This window comes from Pseudoalteromonas rubra (genome assembly GCF_001482385.1).
In the GTDB taxonomy this organism is placed as follows: Bacteria; Pseudomonadota; Gammaproteobacteria; order Enterobacterales; family Alteromonadaceae; genus Pseudoalteromonas; species Pseudoalteromonas ardens.
In genome coordinates this window covers 94,026-110,895 of the sequence record NZ_CP013611.1, presented here as the reverse complement: position 1 = coordinate 110,895, position 16,870 = coordinate 94,026, and the positions used below count along the sequence as shown (strand labels likewise).

12 protein-coding genes and 7 tRNA genes are annotated in these 16,870 nt (G+C 48.4%); 8 read left to right on the top strand and 11 right to left on the bottom strand.

Translation table 11 applies throughout. The annotated features are described in order from the left end of the window. Positions 1 to 250 precede the first annotated feature (250 nt). From AT705_RS00535 to AT705_RS00505, 7 genes are read left to right on the top strand one after another with little or no spacing between them, the layout of a single operon-like run. The gene (locus tag AT705_RS00535) at positions 251 to 1,519 is read left to right on the top strand and encodes an efflux RND transporter periplasmic adaptor subunit (RefSeq protein ID WP_058795040.1); all 1,269 of its coding nucleotides are present in this window, start codon (positions 251 to 253) and stop codon (positions 1,517 to 1,519) included. 18 nt (positions 1,520 to 1,537) lie between these two features. Further along, positions 1,538 to 2,233 (top strand): ABC transporter ATP-binding protein, encoded by a 696-nt coding sequence (locus tag AT705_RS00530; RefSeq protein WP_058795039.1) that lies wholly within the window; start codon positions 1,538 to 1,540, stop codon positions 2,231 to 2,233. A 9-nt stretch (positions 2,234 to 2,242) separates the two neighbouring features. Next, positions 2,243 to 3,604 carry an ABC transporter permease gene (locus AT705_RS00525; RefSeq protein ID WP_058795038.1) on the top strand — a complete coding sequence of 454 codons (1,362 nt, stop codon included), beginning with the start codon at positions 2,243 to 2,245 and terminating at the stop codon, positions 3,602 to 3,604. A gap of 4 nt (positions 3,605 to 3,608) precedes the next feature. Continuing rightward, on the top strand, positions 3,609 to 4,829 hold the full coding sequence (locus AT705_RS00520) for an ABC transporter permease (RefSeq protein WP_058795037.1): 1,221 nt from the start codon (positions 3,609 to 3,611) through the stop codon (positions 4,827 to 4,829). 52 nt (positions 4,830 to 4,881) lie between these two features. After that, the gene (locus AT705_RS00515; protein ID WP_058795036.1) at positions 4,882 to 6,213 is read left to right on the top strand and encodes a sigma-54-dependent transcriptional regulator; all 1,332 of its coding nucleotides are present in this window, start codon (positions 4,882 to 4,884) and stop codon (positions 6,211 to 6,213) included. Beyond that, entirely contained in the window at positions 6,210 to 7,544 is a 1,335-nt protein-coding gene (locus AT705_RS00510; protein WP_082668880.1) for a sensor histidine kinase, read from the top strand. Before AT705_RS00515 ends, AT705_RS00510 begins: the two co-directional genes overlap by 4 nt. Before the next feature lie 18 nt (positions 7,545 to 7,562). Continuing rightward, a complete protein-coding gene (locus AT705_RS00505) occupies positions 7,563 to 8,651 on the top strand; it encodes a hypothetical protein (RefSeq protein WP_058795034.1) in 1,089 nt (362 codons plus the stop codon). A 23-nt stretch (positions 8,652 to 8,674) separates the two neighbouring features. Here the strand turns inward: AT705_RS00505 and AT705_RS00500 are convergent. The 11 genes from AT705_RS00500 to AT705_RS00450 form a co-directional block, all read right to left on the bottom strand. Further along, a tRNA-Cys gene (locus AT705_RS00500) sits at positions 8,675 to 8,748 on the bottom strand. 33 nt (positions 8,749 to 8,781) lie between these two features. Next, positions 8,782 to 8,857: transfer RNA gene (locus tag AT705_RS00495), tRNA-Gly, on the bottom strand. A 192-nt stretch (positions 8,858 to 9,049) separates the two neighbouring features. Continuing rightward, a tRNA-Leu gene (locus AT705_RS00490) sits at positions 9,050 to 9,136 on the bottom strand. Positions 9,137 to 9,168: 32 nt separating this feature from the next. Further along, a tRNA-Gly gene (locus AT705_RS00485) sits at positions 9,169 to 9,244 on the bottom strand. 89 nt (positions 9,245 to 9,333) lie between these two features. Then, positions 9,334 to 9,420, bottom strand: a tRNA-Leu gene (locus AT705_RS00480). 37 nt (positions 9,421 to 9,457) lie between these two features. After that, a tRNA-Cys gene (locus tag AT705_RS00475) sits at positions 9,458 to 9,531 on the bottom strand. A gap of 31 nt (positions 9,532 to 9,562) precedes the next feature. Continuing rightward, a tRNA-Gly gene (locus tag AT705_RS00470) sits at positions 9,563 to 9,638 on the bottom strand. Between the two features lie 184 nt (positions 9,639 to 9,822). Next, positions 9,823 to 10,368, bottom strand: a complete 546-nt coding sequence (gene pgsA / locus AT705_RS00465) for a CDP-diacylglycerol--glycerol-3-phosphate 3-phosphatidyltransferase (protein ID WP_058795033.1) — start codon at positions 10,366 to 10,368, stop codon at positions 9,823 to 9,825. A 43-nt stretch (positions 10,369 to 10,411) separates the two neighbouring features. Then, positions 10,412 to 12,235, bottom strand: coding sequence for an excinuclease ABC subunit UvrC (gene uvrC / locus AT705_RS00460; protein ID WP_058795032.1), 1,824 nt, complete (start codon positions 12,233 to 12,235; stop codon positions 10,412 to 10,414). Between the two features lie 38 nt (positions 12,236 to 12,273). Next, positions 12,274 to 12,924 (bottom strand): UvrY/SirA/GacA family response regulator transcription factor, encoded by a 651-nt coding sequence (gene uvrY / locus AT705_RS00455; RefSeq protein WP_010385932.1) that lies wholly within the window; start codon positions 12,922 to 12,924, stop codon positions 12,274 to 12,276. Between the two features lie 206 nt (positions 12,925 to 13,130). Then, on the bottom strand, positions 13,131 to 14,297 hold the full coding sequence (locus tag AT705_RS00450) for a dicarboxylate/amino acid:cation symporter (RefSeq protein ID WP_058795031.1): 1,167 nt from the start codon (positions 14,295 to 14,297) through the stop codon (positions 13,131 to 13,133). Positions 14,298 to 14,512: 215 nt separating this feature from the next. Between AT705_RS00450 and AT705_RS00445 the strand changes: the two genes are divergently transcribed. After that, positions 14,513 to 16,822, top strand: a complete 2,310-nt coding sequence (locus AT705_RS00445) for a carbohydrate binding family 9 domain-containing protein (RefSeq protein ID WP_058795030.1) — start codon at positions 14,513 to 14,515, stop codon at positions 16,820 to 16,822. Positions 16,823 to 16,870: the final 48 nt, after the last annotated feature.

The window sequence follows — 16,870 nt, the reverse complement described above, 5'->3', positions numbered from 1 at the left end:
CAACTTAGTATAGTCATCATGGTACAGGAACAAATCGGCAAAGCCAGTGTATTCTGACATACCAATTTCCCCATCTGTGACATACTGTCCGGACACTCGCCCACTGTCCGCGTACTGTCCGCTGTCCGTCCGCTGTTGTTACAGCGCTCAACACAAACAACAAATAAACACATAATTTCAACAACTTAAAACCTGGCATCGATTTTGTAATAAGTACTTGTAATCGAGTAAACAAGGAGCCGTACCTGGCATGATCCGAGATACCAAACAACAAGATAAAGCAATCCCACAAACGCGCAGATTACCGCGCTGGTGGTTAGGTGCAGCCGCCGCCGTCGGACTAATCGGTGCCGCCACCGCTTCATACAGCAGTTTTGACCAGCTACTCAGTGCCGATCAGGTGGTGTCCTTACAAACACTGCGTACTGCCACCGTTGTGCGAGGCGACATGGTCCAGGATCTACGCGTTGAAGGCCGCACTATGGCCGCAGACAGTCCTTCCCTGTATGCCATTGCAGCCGGTACAGTCACTTTGTTTGTCAAAGCGGGCGACGAAATTGAAGCAGGTCAGGCCCTGCTGGCCATTGACAGCCCGGAGCTTCGTAACCAACTCCTTCAGGAGGAGGCGACGCTGGCACGTCTGGAGATAGAAGTAAGCCGTCAGAAAATAGCGATAAAACAACAGCAACTGGACAATACACAGCAAATGGAACTGGCCAAAGTCGAGTTGGAAGCCGCGCAAAGTGAAATGGCCCGTGCCAACACCAGTATTAAAAAACAGATCATTTCAAAAGAAGAGCTGGAACAGACCCAGGTGGCCCTGAAGCGTGCTGAACTTAACGAGCGCCACGCCATCGCGAGTCTGCAACTGGCGCAGGAGCGCCTGAGTTTTGAACTAAAAAGTAGCGAGCTGAACCTGACCCGTCAGCGTCACCTTACCGAAGAACTGCGTCGTCAGGTTGAGGCGCTGACACTGCACTCGCCTTTATCCGGTATTGTCGGCACGCTGAATGTACAGCAAAAGCAACATGTGCAACGAGATACACCGTTAATGTCGCTGGTTAACCTCAATGAGCTGGAAGTAGAGGCCTACATTCCGGAAAACCTGGCGGATGAGCTGGGAATAGGTTTGCATGCCAACGTACAAATCAACAACGAACAATACAGCGCAACCTTAGTCGCCATTTCTCCTGAAGTTGAGCAAGGCCAGGTGCGCGGCCGTATCCGCTTTAGCGAGCAACCTGGCAATTTACGTCAGAACCAAAGAGTGAATGCACAGATCATCATTGCCCAAAAGCAAAACGTACTAAAAGTAGAACGCGGTGCCTTTGTGGAAACCGGTGCATCCCGCACGGCCTACAAAATTGAACAAAACTCCGCGTTCAGAACCCCTATTTCACTGGGTGTCAAAAGTGTCAGAGAAGTGGAAATTACCCAGGGGCTGCAACCTGGTGATACAATCATCATCTCAAGTCTGGCTGCTTTCGGGCAATCACAGCACGTGATCCTCAGCGAATAATAATAAAAGGAACATCCCATGTTACGTATGAAAAACATCAGTAAAATCTACCGTACCGAGCTGGTCGAAACACACGCCCTGTCAGACGTTAACTTCAACGTTGAAGAAGGTGAATTTATTGCCGTCACGGGCCCCTCTGGCTCAGGTAAAACCACCTTTCTGAATATCACCGGGTTACTCGAAAGCTTCGAGCAAGGAACATATGAACTGGATGGCGAAGATGTCAGTACCCTGGGTGACAAGCAACTTTCTAAGCTTCGTAATGAAAAAATTGGCTTTATTTTCCAGGGGTTTAACCTGATTGGCGACCTCAACCTCTATGACAACATCGAGGTTCCTCTGATTTTCCGGGGTCTGTCAGCCAAAGCCCGCAAACAACGCATCGAGGAAAGTCTGGAGTTGGTGGGTCTGGGTGGCCGTGCCAGCCACTTTCCTGCCCAACTCAGTGGTGGTCAGCAGCAGCGAGTTGCGATTGCCCGGGCGCTTGCCGGTAAACCGCGATTTTTACTCGCCGACGAGCCAACCGGTAATCTGGACACTATGATGGCCAGACAAGTCATGGATCTGCTGGAGGAGATAAACCGTCAGGGCACCACGTTGCTGATGGTTACCCATGATCATGAGCTGGCACAGCGGGCACATCGCAATATCCAAATTCTCGACGGTCAATTGCGCGATATAAATAAGAATGAACTGGTCGAACTGATCTCTTAGGTGACTGCGATGAAGGATTTGATGCAACTGGCCTGGCGCGGCCTGAAACAAAAACGCAAACTGACCTTGCTGATGGTACTCAATCTGGCTATCGGGATCACCCTGCTGTTAACTATGGGTACCATAGTCACACGCAGCGGCCACTCCCCTATCGACCAAAGAGCCGATCGGGTATATCACGTCAGCCTTAACTTTATGGACCCGGAGTTTGACAGGCGCTCGGCGTTTCGCTCGCCGCCGCTGACCTATCGGGACGCAGAAGCCGTTTCCGAGGCCTTTCAAGCAAACCCAATGATCCGTTTATCTCTTAATTACACTACTTCGTTTGTGCTTGATCTGCCAGATAAAAGTGTCAGACCAGTTACCACGGAAGCTTCTGCCGCTGATGCGAATTACTTTGAATTGCTCCAGGTGCCATTTATTTATGGCGCCCCCTGGCGCGAAGGGATGCAAGATGACGCTGTGATAGTGTTAGACAAAAAAGCCAACGATCTATTATTTGGCGGAGAAAACTCGGTCGGCAAACAGGTGGTGATCAACAACCGTCAGCTAGAGGTGGTTGGCGTCATGGACATTTCAGCCTACCTGCGTCGCTTTCAGAATATGCGTTTTCGGGGCCGGGTCAATGATATGGCGGTTGTACCTCTAGGTTACGCGCATGCCAACAACCTGCCTCGCACTGGCTATATGCCATGCCGGACTCAAGAAGAAGGCGCACGAACACGGTATCGTCGCGAAGATGTACTGGGGCTTAAAAACGCCGAATGTGGGTATCTGCATGGCTGGGCAATGCTAGACCCCATACAACTCGAGAATAGTCATGCAGAGCTGACCTTATGGGCACGTAATTATGCACAACAACAGGCCTCCCTGGGTCGATTCAGTCACGCCGACCCCTATTACCTAACGCAACTGGCCAGCCTCAATGACAAAATGAGTGACGATCTGTACTGGGAGCAAATTTATCTTAAGTTCGCCTACCTGCTATTCGCTATCTGTTTGATCAACACCATTGGCATTCTACTGGCAAAAAACCAGAGCCGGGCAAAACTAGTGTCTCTGTACAGGGCCCTGGGCGCAAACAAACGCTATATCCTTAAAATCCAATTGCTGGAACTCAGTATGCTCAGCAGTGCCGCCATTGTTTTGGGGTTGCTGATGGCACAGTTTGGCTTAATTGCGATGTTCCATTTAGCCTTATATCAGGCCGATTATCTGGCCGACGCCGAGCAGGTACGCCGTATGTACAGCATGGACATACCCTTTGCGCTGCAAGCTGCCGTGGGTATTTTTGTGGCGATATTTACCACCGGGCTTTACCCCATAGTGAAAGCCAGCCGCACCGCGCCCGCAGCACAGTTAAGAGGATAAAACTATGTCACTCAAACATATACTCAAAATCATCTTTAAACACCGCAATATTTCCTTGATGATCCTGATCCAAATTGCCATTGCGGTGACCATAGTCGGCAACGCCAGTTTTATCAGCTATGGGACGCTCAAAAACTGGTTGATCCCCTCCCACCTGGACGAAGTGGAGATACTCAACGTTTACACTAAGGTATTCGACAATCAGGTGGATAAATCGGCCCTGATACAACGGGATTTAACTAACCTCAGCGCGTTGCCTGACGTGACTCAAGCGACCTACGCCAGCAATGAACTGGTACTGGCGACTGTCGCAGGCAGTAACCTGGTATATAAAACCATCCAGGAAGATGATGCAGGCTTTGAAAACGCCCAATTTGACGTAACCTCACAGGGGGTAGCTACGCTGGGATTAAACATTACACAAGGACGCGACTTCTACCCCAATGAGTTTGTTTATGCTGGAACCTCACAAAATCGCTACGCGAGTGTCGTGTTGATCAGCGAAGCCCTCGCCAAGACGCTATTTGGCGAGCAAAGTGCACTGGGTCAGACCATCTACTTACAACGTGCCCGTCGCCCCTACCAAGTGATCGGCGTGTATGCTAATAAGATGCTGGGAGAAAATGCGGTTTATGAACAACACTGGTACCACTCTACCATCGTGCCTCAGGCGCACTTTGGTAGCGCAGATGTAAATTACTTACTGAGAGTCAAAAAAGGCACCAGCGAAGCCATTCTTCAGGAGGTTGAAGATCAATTGTATCTGCAACACGGACGGATCGTAGAGCGGGTTGAGTTTGCCGCCAGAGCGAAAAAACGCCTGTGGGATGGCCGTAGTACATTTGCATTCATTATGATAGGGATCAGTGTTATCGCCATTACCGTGACCGGATTTGGCATTATTGGATTGGTTTCCTTTTCGGTCTCTATCCGTAAAAAAGACATTGGGATCCTGCGTGCACTGGGTGCCAGTCAGCATACTGTGCTCAAGGCACTGCTGATGGAAAACGCCCTGCTGGCACTGGCGGGAATTCTGTTGGGTAGTTTCGCGGCCCTGTGGTTAAACAATTATTTTGTCACCCATTTACGCGCACAAGGCCTGGTTGAACCCTGGCTCGCCCTGGTGGTTGCGCTCTCAGTTTGGCTACTCAGCGCCGTTGCGGTCTATATTCCTGTTCGTAAAGCAGCTAATATAGCCCCGGCCAGGGTTACTAAAACCAATTAAAATAAGGGCTGAGAAGCCCTTTCATATTTACAACAATAACGATAAAAACACGATGCAACATAAAATTCTCGTCATTGATGACAATACAGATGTCATAAAAGCGCTTAAGATTCTTTTTTTAATAAATGACATCGACTGCGAAGGTGCCAGCTCGCCTGAACAAGGGCTGGCAATGCTGCAATCCCAGGATTACGACTTAGTGATCCAGGATATGAACTTTACCAGTGACACCACCTCCGGCGAAGAGGGTAAGGCCCTGTACCACCAGATCCGAGCACTCAACCCGGACCTGCCCATTATCCTGCTGACCGCCTGGGCTCAGCTGGAAATGGCCGTAGAGTTAATTAAGCACGGTGCCGCAGATTATATTGCCAAGCCCTGGCAGGATGATAAATTGCTCAGTTCGGTCAATAACCTGCTGGAGATGTATCAGCTACAACAATCCCAGACGCGCAGCAACAAACAGTTCAAGCTCAAACGAGATAAGCTGAGCGCACACTATGATCTCAGCGGTCTGATCTTTGCCGATCAGGCTATGCTGTCACTGCTTGAAACGGCAACACAGGTAGCTTACTCCGACGCGCAAGTGTTAATCACCGGGCCCAACGGTGCAGGTAAAGAGAAAATTGCAGAACTCCTGGTTGCCAATAGCGCCTACCGGGATAAGCCCTTTATTCGCGTCAATGCTGGTGCACTGCCTGCTGATCTGATTGAAGCTGAGCTGTTTGGTGTCGTCAGTGGCGCGTACACCGGGGCCACGAAAAGTCGTGAAGGCCGGTTTGCTGCCGCCGATGGGGGCACCCTGTTCCTCGATGAAATTGGCAATCTGCCACTGACAGGCCAGCAAAAACTATTGAGGGTGCTACAAACCGGCGAGTTCGAAGCCGTTGGCAGCAGTAAAACCCAGCGAGTTAAAGTCAGAGTGATCAGCGCAACCAATGCCAACCTCAATGAAGCCATAGCGCGAGGCACATTCAGGCAAGATTTATACTATCGGCTCAATATGATTGAGCTTCGCTTGCCACCACTGGCAGAGCGCCCTGACGACATAATTCCACTTGCCCAACACTTTTTAGCCACAGATAAAGTACTTAGTGAAGGTGCCCAACGTTTGCTCAAGCGCTACAGCTGGCCGGGCAACGTTCGCGAGCTGCAAAATGTCATAGGTCGGGCTGAGCTGCTTGCCAGTGGACAACAGATTGAGGCCGCAGATCTGGGACTGAGCACCTCAGCCTCAACCATGGTCAATCACGAATTTAGTATCGAAGATATTACCCAGGCACTGGACAAACATCAGGGTAACGTCACCCATGCGGCAAAAAGCCTGGGATTGAGTCGTCAGGCCATGTACCGCCGCATGGACAAGTTCGGGATCAAGCGATGAGCACGTCCTCACATTGGTCTTTTTCAGGCAGAATATTGCTCAGCAGTGGTTGTGTGCTTACGTGTGCACTGCTTGCACTGGCCATTGCGCTGCACCATCAGGTTCCGGTGCTCTTTGCCTGCTCAGTGATCCTATTGGTGTCATTGATGATGTTGTTTTTGCTGCTGGGCCATTATACCAGACGTCGACAGCGCATACTGGCCACGCTGGAAGATGGGATCAAAAGTATCAAGGATGGCGATCTGTCACTGCGCATTTCACCGACTCCGGATCCTGATTTGGCTAGGCTGATCGACTTATATAACCAGCTCACCACAAACCTCAAGCAACAAAAACAAAAGCTGAATCAAAAAGAACTGGTACTGGACAGCATAGTTCAGGCCTCCCCTATGGCAACCTTGTTACTTGATAAACAGCGTCACATTGTTTATCACAATGCCGCTGCTCGCCAGTTGTTGCACAAACAACCAGGCGCGCTCACAGGCAGCTCACTGGAAATCGCTTGTGATAACTTACCGACAGCGCTGGCTCAGGCGCTCAATAGCGGTTATACAGGCATGTTGAGTTTTGAGCAACAGGAACAAAAACATACCTATTACCTTGGAGTTGAACCTGTCACGCTGAATTACCAGCCACATAGTCTGGTCATTTGCAAAAACGTCTCTGCAGAACAAAACCGCGAAGAGATCATGTTATGGAAAAATGCCATTCGTCTGATAAGCCATGAATTGAATAACTCGCTGGCCCCGATCCAGTCGCTGACGGGCTCGGCACAAACCATGTTGAGCCAGCAAAAGCACCTTGAGCTGCTGCCAGACATGCTGGATACCGTGTCACAACGCGCTCATAACCTCAGCGAGTTTATCCAGCGTTATGCTGAATATGCGCGCTTGCCAGCGCCCAGCTGCGCAGCCCATGCGATTACACCGCTACTCGAACGTCTGCAGGCTCTGTACCCTTTTACTTTGCTGGGAACGGTTCCTGTGGACACCGGCTACTTCGACGTTGCGCAAGTTGAACAGGTTTTACTGAATTTGCTCAAAAATGCCCATGAATCAGGGAGTGACAAGGCTGAGATCGCTGTAAGAGTGGTGCAATCCCAAACACGCCTGAGGTTTGCCGTTGTCGATCGAGGCTCTGGGATCCTGTCAGGTAATTTACATCAGGCACTGCAACCTTTTTACTCAACCAAAGCACAAGGAACCGGGCTGGGTTTAAGCCTGTGTCATGACATCATCACGGCTCATCAGGGTCAATTAAGGTTACGCAACCGAGAAAAGGGTGGCCTGATGGTAGAATTCGATTTACCTTTAAGGGAAAACCCCCACTAACCCAATATAGGACAAGGAATGACTGTTCACTCACCTCTGCTTTGTAGCCTGCTGCTTGGAACCCTGGTACTCAGTGGCTGTAAAATGCGCTCTCAGCTCCCCCAAGCCCCGAAAGAAAGCACATTGCCCTGCTGGGTTCAGTCTCCAAAACAAGCCAATCAACTTGGCTTTGTCGGCACCGCAGCCCCACTCAGTGCTACCCCCAATGGTTCGGAGCTGGCCAGTCGCACCCGGGCACTGAAGAAACTCGCAGCCTACTACAATATTCAATTGCAACGCCGTGATGTGCAAAACGTCACACATGATCAACCCATGCAAGCTTTATCCTCAGGCCACACAGTCTATTATTCTACGCCCTTTAACACCGAAGATACACAATACAGTTACGTCAGCTTCGAGCCACTGAAAACCAGTGCTACCTGTGCTGTTCGCCAATGTGATTTTGTGCAGTGTCAGCTTGCCTGGCTATGCGACAATGATACGCACAGCCAGGTCCTGGGTGTCAGTTACTATACCGCGTCGCCGCATGAGCAGCTCCAGATTAGCGAACGCAACGCAACGACCGTCGCGAGCTTTCTGATGCAGGCCCAGGTCAATGCCAAAGAATATCTAAAACAGCGGGCTATCAGCTATCAAGGAAACGTACACCATGAGGTGAACTACAATCGCAACGGTGAAGTCGATGCCCGGGGCACGCCCACACGCCTGGCTTTACATCAAAGCTGTCAATATGGTTCAACGCTGATAGGCCAGTATAAGCCCGTAGACCAGGCTGTGCTCAATGCGCCAGTGCTGCCAGATATTAATGACATGACGCAACAGGGCAAGCTTGTATTGGGGGCCTTTGGTGAAGATGGCACTATGACCTCAGATAACCTGCTCAGCACAGCCATCAGGCTCGCCATTCAGGATGCGCTGATCGAGCTTGCAAAGAACAAAGGGATCACGATAGAGACGCAAGTTGCAGTAACACAACACAAAGGGCACTACCTGCTCGAAAGCAGCGAGTTTACCATCAACGAACATGTCAGCGGTGAGTTGATTGACCTGAAAATTCAGTACAAAAATGATGTGCCGGTGATTTATGTCTGGTTATTGGAAAAATAAACTAAGAAGATTTAATAAGGAAATGGAGGCGGAACCCGGAGTCGAACCGAGGTAGACGGATTTGCAATCCGCTGCATGGCCACTCTGCCATTCCGCCGCATTGTATTGATACTTAATGTATCAGAAAGATTGGAGCGAGTAACGAGGTTCGAACTCGTGACCTCAACCTTGGCAAGGTTGCGCTCTACCAGCTGAGCTATACTCGCGTTCCATGTTGCTTTTTAACTTAGTCGGTAAATGTAAGATACAAGGTTGCGTCTTTTTCATTCATCCAGCTGAGCTATACTCGCGTTCCATGTTGCTTTTTTGATTAGATTTGAACTAATACTTAGCATTTTATCATCGCCACTTTAACTTAATCTTACTGTCATATCAAGCGACTAAGCTGTGAGTAACAATGGTGCCCGGGGCCGGACTTGAACCGGCACGCTGTTACCAGCGAGGGATTTTAAATCCCTTGTGTCTACCAATTCCACCACCCGGGCATCGGGTTTGCTAGAGCATTCATTGTTTAAATTGGAGCGAGTAACGAGGTTCGAACTCGTGACCTCAACCTTGGCAAGGTTGCGCTCTACCAGCTGAGCTATACTCGCGTTCCTGTAGCTTTTAACTTATTAGTAATAATGGATTATGCAGTGTGCATTTTCCTATTTAACTATTTGAGTTAAAGCACTCTAAACAATGGTGCCCGGGGCCGGACTTGAACCGGCACGCTGTTACCAGCGAGGGATTTTAAATCCCTTGTGTCTACCAATTCCACCACCCGGGCATCGGGCTGCTTTCGCATGTGGAGTTTGTTGAGAAAATGGAGGCGGAACCCGGAGTCGAACCGAGGTAGACGGATTTGCAATCCGCTGCATGGCCACTCTGCCATTCCGCCACACTAACTGACTAAGTCAGAAAAGAGAATTTGGAGCGAGTAACGAGGTTCGAACTCGTGACCTCAACCTTGGCAAGGTTGCGCTCTACCAGCTGAGCTATACTCGCGTTCCATACAAGTTCAATACTTTCAATAAATTAAAGCGTTTTGAACTTCTCTTTTTGTTAGGCTATTGCCTCTCAACACGGACGCATTCTACAGAAGTTCCGGGAGGCGTCAACATAAAAAATGAAGCTTTTTAATCGTTTGCTTATTTTTTATCTAAAACGCTTTGTATTCAGCCAACCTAAACTAAGATTTAATCAATTCCGTACGGGCAGCGTAGAAATATTGCACCATAGACACCACAGTTAGCAAAGTTGCAATGGCTAACAATGCATAACTCAATGTCACCATCCAGGGAGCAAACTGCCAGATAAGACCAATAATGGCCAACATTTGTGCTGCCGTTTTAAACTTACCTAAAGAAGATACAGCCACATGACCGCGCTTGCCCTGCTCTGCCATCCATTCTCTCAAAGCAGAGATTACAATTTCACGACTAATAATGACAATGGTGGCTACCGTCATAAACATGTTCTGATAATGCGTTGCTAATACGACCAGTGCCACACTGACCATCACTTTGTCAGCCACAGGATCCAGAAAAGCGCCAAATGGCGTTGATTGTTCCAGCTTGCGTGCCAGATAGCCATCGAGAATGTCAGTCACTGATGCCAGCCAGAAGATAAAAGCGGCAGCAAAAAACGCCCATGAATAAGGCAAGTAAAAGACCACTGCGAAAACAGGAATAAGTAACAACCTAAATGTTGTGAGCGTGTTTGGAATGTTCCACATAACTACTAAGAGAGACTCTTTTTTACTATGTTCGCATGAACGCTTAAGCTTTGTCATGCAAATGGTTAAATATCTTTTCAGCCAGCTGAGGGCTGATCCCGGGCACTTGTTTTAGTTGTTGTATATTGGCGGCTTTTACGCCTTGCATTCCTCCAAGGTATTTGAGTAGTGCCTGGCGTCGCTTCAGGCCAACGCCTTCTATTTCTTCCAGAACCGATTGAGTACGTTGTTTCTGGCGCTTGCTTCTGTGCCCCGCAATGGCAAAACGATGAGATTCGTCGCGGATATGCTGGATCAGATGCAATGCTGGTGAGTCGCTTTCCAGATTAATGGTTTTACGCCCACCATCAATGAGCAAAGTTTCCAAACCAGGCTTACGGCTAGTGCCCTTCGCCACACCAATCAGCATAGGTAACTTATCCAGCGTCCAGGATTCAAAGAAAGATTCTGCTCTGGATAACTGGCCTTTACCACCATCAATGAAAATAATATCAGGCACTTTATCGGGATCAGTGACTTTGCCGTAGCGCTTATTCAGTGCAAACGCCATGGCCGCATAGTCGTCTCCCGGCGTAATTCCGGTCACATTATAGCGACGATATTCACGATTATTAGGCCCCTGACCGTCAAATACCACACAGGATGCCACGGTGTTTTCGCCCATGGTATGACTGATATCAAAACATTCCATACGATTGATATCAGACAGGCCAAGCGCAGCTTTTAATCTGGCATACCGTTTGTCGATAGAATCCTGTGCATTTTGCTTGACCATAATGCTATTGAGCGCATTCTTATTGGCCAGCTCCAGATATTGTGCCCGCTCTGCTCGAACGTTTACCCGTAATTGTACTTTACGTTCGGCAACCTGGGTGAGCGCTGCTGCCAAATCGTCTAACTCAGCAATCTCAAAGGGCAGCACTATATCTTTGGCAATCCGACCATGACTACCCGTAGACACGTAATACTGGCCGACAAAACTGGTCAGAATTTCCTCACGGCCTGAGTCTTTTGGTATTTTAGGGAAAAACGTTTTGGACCCCAACACTTTGTGCTCCCGGATCATGAGCATATGAACCGCACACAAGCCATTTAGTTCTGCAAAACCTATCACATCCATTTCGGCAAAATTACCGGCCACGGACTGCTGCTCCTGCATTTGCCGTAGCAATGCAATTTGATCCCGATACTTAGCCGCCGCTTCAAAGTTGAGTGCCATGCTCGCCTGCTCCATTTTACCGACCAAAGTGGCAATCACCTGGTGTGACTTACCGCTAAGAAACTGGCGCACCATATCAACCTGCTCAGCGTAGTCATCATCGCTGACTTTTGCTACGCAAGGTGCGGAACACCGCTTTAGTTGATGTTGTAAACAAGGACGACTGCGCGCCCGGTAGTAAGCATCTTCACATTGTCTGACGGGAAAAATCTTCTGCATCAGACGCAAGCTTTCGGATACTGCGGCACTGCTGGGAAATGGGCCAAAGTACTCGCCTTTTTTCTTTCTGGAACCACGATGAAAGGCTAGCCTGGGGTGACGATGATCGGTCAGTAAAATATAAGGATATGATTTGTCATCACGCAGGAGAATATTGTACCTGGGCTGATATTTTTTGATCAGGTTATTTTCCAGTAATAACGCTTCGGTCTCTGTATTCGTCAAGGTCACTTCGATATGACGAATATTACTCACAAGGACCCGGGTCTTGGCATCTGGAATATTGCTGCGAAAGTAGCTGCTGACGCGCTTTTTGAGGTTTTTAGCTTTACCGACATAAATAACCTGGTGGTCTTCGTCATACATACGATACACACCAGGTTCCGTGGTCAGCGTTCTGAGAAACGCCTGACTATCAAACACTGCCATGGTTGAGACTTGTCTCTTACTTAGAACAACTGACTCACTTAGTGAGAGCTGTCTATATCAATCATTTTATGGCGAATGGCCAGGTGTGTTAGCTCAACATCGCCACTGACATTCAGCTTTTCGAACATACGATAGCGATAGCTATTCACTGTTTTAGAGCTTAGGTTAAGCCTGTCCGCAATGTCCTGCGCTTTTTCACCTTTGGTGATCATCAGCATTATTTGAAGTTCGCGATCAGACAGAGACTGGAACGGATTTTCATCTACCTTGCCACTGAATTGCGCCAGCGCGATTTGCTGAGCAATTTCGGGCGCGATATAACGCTGGCCTGCATTGACAGCTCGGATCGCATTGATCATCTCATCCGGGCCTGCACTTTTGGTTAAATAACCATGTGCACCAATCTGCATGACCTTGCTGGGAAACGGATCTTCACAATGCACGGTCAGTACAATCACTTTAACGTCCGGGCAGTAGCGACAAATTTTCTTTGTTGCTTCCAGACCGCCGATACCTGGCATATTCATATCCATTAACACGATATCAGGTTCACTTTGGCGACAGTAACTGACCGCCTCTTCACCCGTTTTAGCCTCTCCGACCACTTTAAACCCGCGCACGTCATCCAGAATGCGCTTTATACCGGTTCTGACAAGTTCATGATCATCAACTAAAAGTACGTTAATCAACGGGTCACCCTCACACTAGCCTTGGTAATGGCAATAACTGCCAAATGTCATTTATATAATCGTCTGATAATGAATGCATTATACATCCATTATTGCACACAGATGGTGTGCGATTATGCTCTGCAAGAGTAACACAGAAAATTGCAAAGCATAATCAATTCCAGTTTCCAATTAGGGTAAAAACAGCCTTTAGTATGACAGTAAGACTAAGAATTGCCGTGTAATTTTAGATCCCGCTCCGAAAAACGGTCTACCCACAATGCAATCACACCATCACCCGTTACGTTACAAGCGGTACCAAAACTATCCTGTGCCAGATACAAAGCGATCATCAGCGCAACCGCACTTTCATCGAAGCCCAGCATGGTACTGAGTAATCCCAGAGCAGACATAACCGCCCCGCCCGGCGCACCTGGTGCGGCAATCATAACGATACCCAGCATAAAGATGAAAGGCAGCATCTCAGCCAGCGAGGGTAAAGCCATCGTTGGTGAAAGCAACATCACAGCCATAGTACAGGTAACAATGGTAATTGTAGATCCAGACAGATGGATAGTTGCACATAAAGGTACAGTGAAGTTAGCGACTTCCTCTTTCACCTTATTGGATTTACTGGCTCGCAGGGAAACCGGGATCGTCGCGGCGCTGGACATAGTACCGATTGCGGTAAAATAAGCCGGCAGCATATTTCTAATCAACTCCACCGGGTTGCGTTTTAACAACACGCCTGAGGTGATATATAAAAATGCCAACCACAACCAATGCATGGCAACTGCAGCCAGCAACACCACGCCAAACGTACTCAGGGTATCCGCTACCGTGCCCGCAACCGCCATCTCAGCGAACACGCCGGCGATATAAAATGGCAAAGCCGGGATAATCACTTTAGCAAGTAAAGCATCAATGACATCGCGCCCCTGATCCACAACCTGCTTCAGCTGTGTCAGGTGAAGCTGGCTGATCCCAATACCAAACACAAAAGCAGTAGCCAGTGCGGTCATCACGCCCATCAGAGGGGGGACTTCAAGCTTGATAAGGCTCTCTACTTTCGTTGCTTCTGCGGCCTGATAGGCCACACTGCCATCAAACATAGGCATAACCATACTGACCAGCACCACCGCCAAAGTACCTGCAATCACAGTTGAGCCGTAGGCAAAACCAACCGTTTTCCCAAGTAAATGCCCTGATGCCTTAGGCAAACCGGCAATGCCTGATGCGATATAGAACAAAATAATAAGCGGAATAGTAAAGGAGATAAGCTGACCAATAATCACTTTTACAGTGTAAAGCAGTTCGACCATCAGCATAGGCAGATAAAAGCCCGCCAGAACACCGGCGAAAATACCAGCGACAAGTTTCAAAATAAGAGACATACAACACGCCCGAGTAAAAAAACAGATGCGCCTTTTTACCATGGAATGACAATGCAGGTACATAGTTGTGCGATACGAGTTGACTGACTGTTCACAAAATAGAAATAAAATACCACTTAACCCCGCTAGTTCGCTATTAAACGATAAACAATTGTTTACACCGTATCTCTGTTATTTAATGTGCCATCAAAGTTGTGCTATCGACCCCTTTAATAATGTTAAATAAAGTTTTAAGTTCACTGTGCTTCGCTGTTCCCTCTTTATGGTTCAGTGCCTCCACCTGTGCAGCAGAGCCTGCTATTCCTTATCTCAATGCCAGCGTATCTATTGACGGGAAACTAGACGAGACTATATGGCAACAGGCCAAAGTAATTACCATCGATAATGTCACCTGGCCTTATGAAAATACGCCAAGCCCGGTGCACACCAGTGTACGGGTGTTCGAAAATGGTCAGTCGTTATTTCTGGCATTTGATGCCAAAGATCCAGACCCCAGCCAGATCAGAGCGTTTTTCCGCGACCGGGACCGCAACTGGAACGATGACCTGGTCGGCATAAAAATAGACTCCTTCAACACAGGTCGCAGTGCTTATCAATTTTTCATCAACCCATTGGGTGTTCAACAAGATTCGATAGAGAATGTACTCAGTGGCAGCGAGGACGATTCCTGGAATGGCATCTGGGACTCTGCCGGACAAATCAATGAATCTGGGTATGTGGTTGAAGTAGAGATCCCCTTACGTGTACTCAATTTTGATAACAGCCAGGACACCAAAACCATGGCCATGGAGTTTCTGCGCTTTTACCCACGTAGCGAAAGGCTGCGCATTTCCAGCATGCAAATCGCCCATGAAAATCAATGCTGGGTTTGCCAGATGCCAGCATACACCGGATTTTCTGGCGCGCAGCAAAGCAGCAACCTTGCCGTGATCCCCTCGACGGTCGTCAGCCGCCAGCAAACCAGAGACATTGATGGCAGCACAATCCCGGATTGGGAAAACGACACCAACTATGAACCCGGGCTGGATGTCAAATGGGCAATCACCCCAGACACAACACTAAATGCGACGCTCAACCCGGACTTTTCTCAAGTAGAAGCCGACAATGGTCAACTCAGTGTAAATAACAGCTTTAGCTTGTTCTTCCCGGAAAAACGGGCCTTCTTCCTCGACAATGCAGACTACTTTTCCACACACATCAATTTATTGCACACCCGTAACATTGCTGCGCCGGATTACGGTGCCAAACTGACCGGTAGCAAGCAAGGCCACACCTATGCCGCTTTTGTCACTAACGATGAATTTACCAATGTGATGGTGCCTGGGAACCTGGGGTCCAATGTCGTTTCATTAGAACAAAAAAGTGAAAATGCTGCACTGCGCTACCGCTATGATGCCGACGAGACACTCTCTGTAGGCGCATTAACCACAACCCGGCAAAGTAATGATTACAAGAATCAGCTGTTCAGCCTGGACGGTAAATACGAGCCCACTGCGAACGATACGTTCAAAGCACAGATCTTAACGTCAAAAACAGACTATGATCCGGCTATGGTCAAAGAGCTTTGTGATGACGAAACACTGGAAGACTGTGAAATAGACGAAAGCGTACTGCGCACTCAGCTTGAAGATGATAATCAAGGCCTGGGTTATATGCTGGACTATCGTCATAACCGCAAGCATTGGAAAGCCTTTGCCAGCTATCGCAACTATGATGCCGCCCTGCGTGCCGACATGGGGTTCTTGTCGCAAGTAGACTTCAATAAGTTTGTTACTGGGTTTGAATACCGTTGGTATGGTGACGAAAACACCTGGTGGAACCGCACACGCTGGTATACTGACTGGGATATCAGCCACAATGAAAACGGTGAATTATTGGAAAAAGAAGTCCAGAGTAATATTGCTATCAGCGGACCATTGCAAAGTATCATTGATTTTGGTTTCGACCATCGTAAGCGTACCGGGTTACGCCATGACGAAACCAGTCTGGCTATTGATGGCAACACGGATTTATTTACCGAAAACACGCAATGGATTTACCTGGAGAGTAAACCCGCACCAGGCGTATTCAGTGGGCTCACCTTACGCAGAGGTAACCGCGTTGATTTAGCCAATAATCGCATGGCGGACGAGCGTTACATACGCCCTTTGCTGGACTTCTACCTTGGTCAGCACTTTGAGATCCGACTTCGTCATACGTATCAAAAGCTCACCGCTGAAGGTATGGAAGTGTTTACAGCGAACCTGAGCGACGTGCGCTTCACCTATCAGTTTAACATTAACAGTTATCTGAGGCTGGCCTTCATTAAAACGGATATTCGCCGTAATCAGGCCAACTACATTGATGATGTAGACAGTCACTATAAACGCCTGAGCACCCAATTGCTTTACGCTTATAAGCTGAATCCACAGACCGTGTTTTTTGCCGGATATTCTGACAATGGATATCAGGATGACGATTTGAGTAAAATCAGCAAAGACAACAAGACGTTTTTTGCCAAGTTTAGTTACGCCTGGTTGCTGTAAGCCTGACACGGAAAGGCCTGATCAGACACATCTATTCTGCCCGGGCCT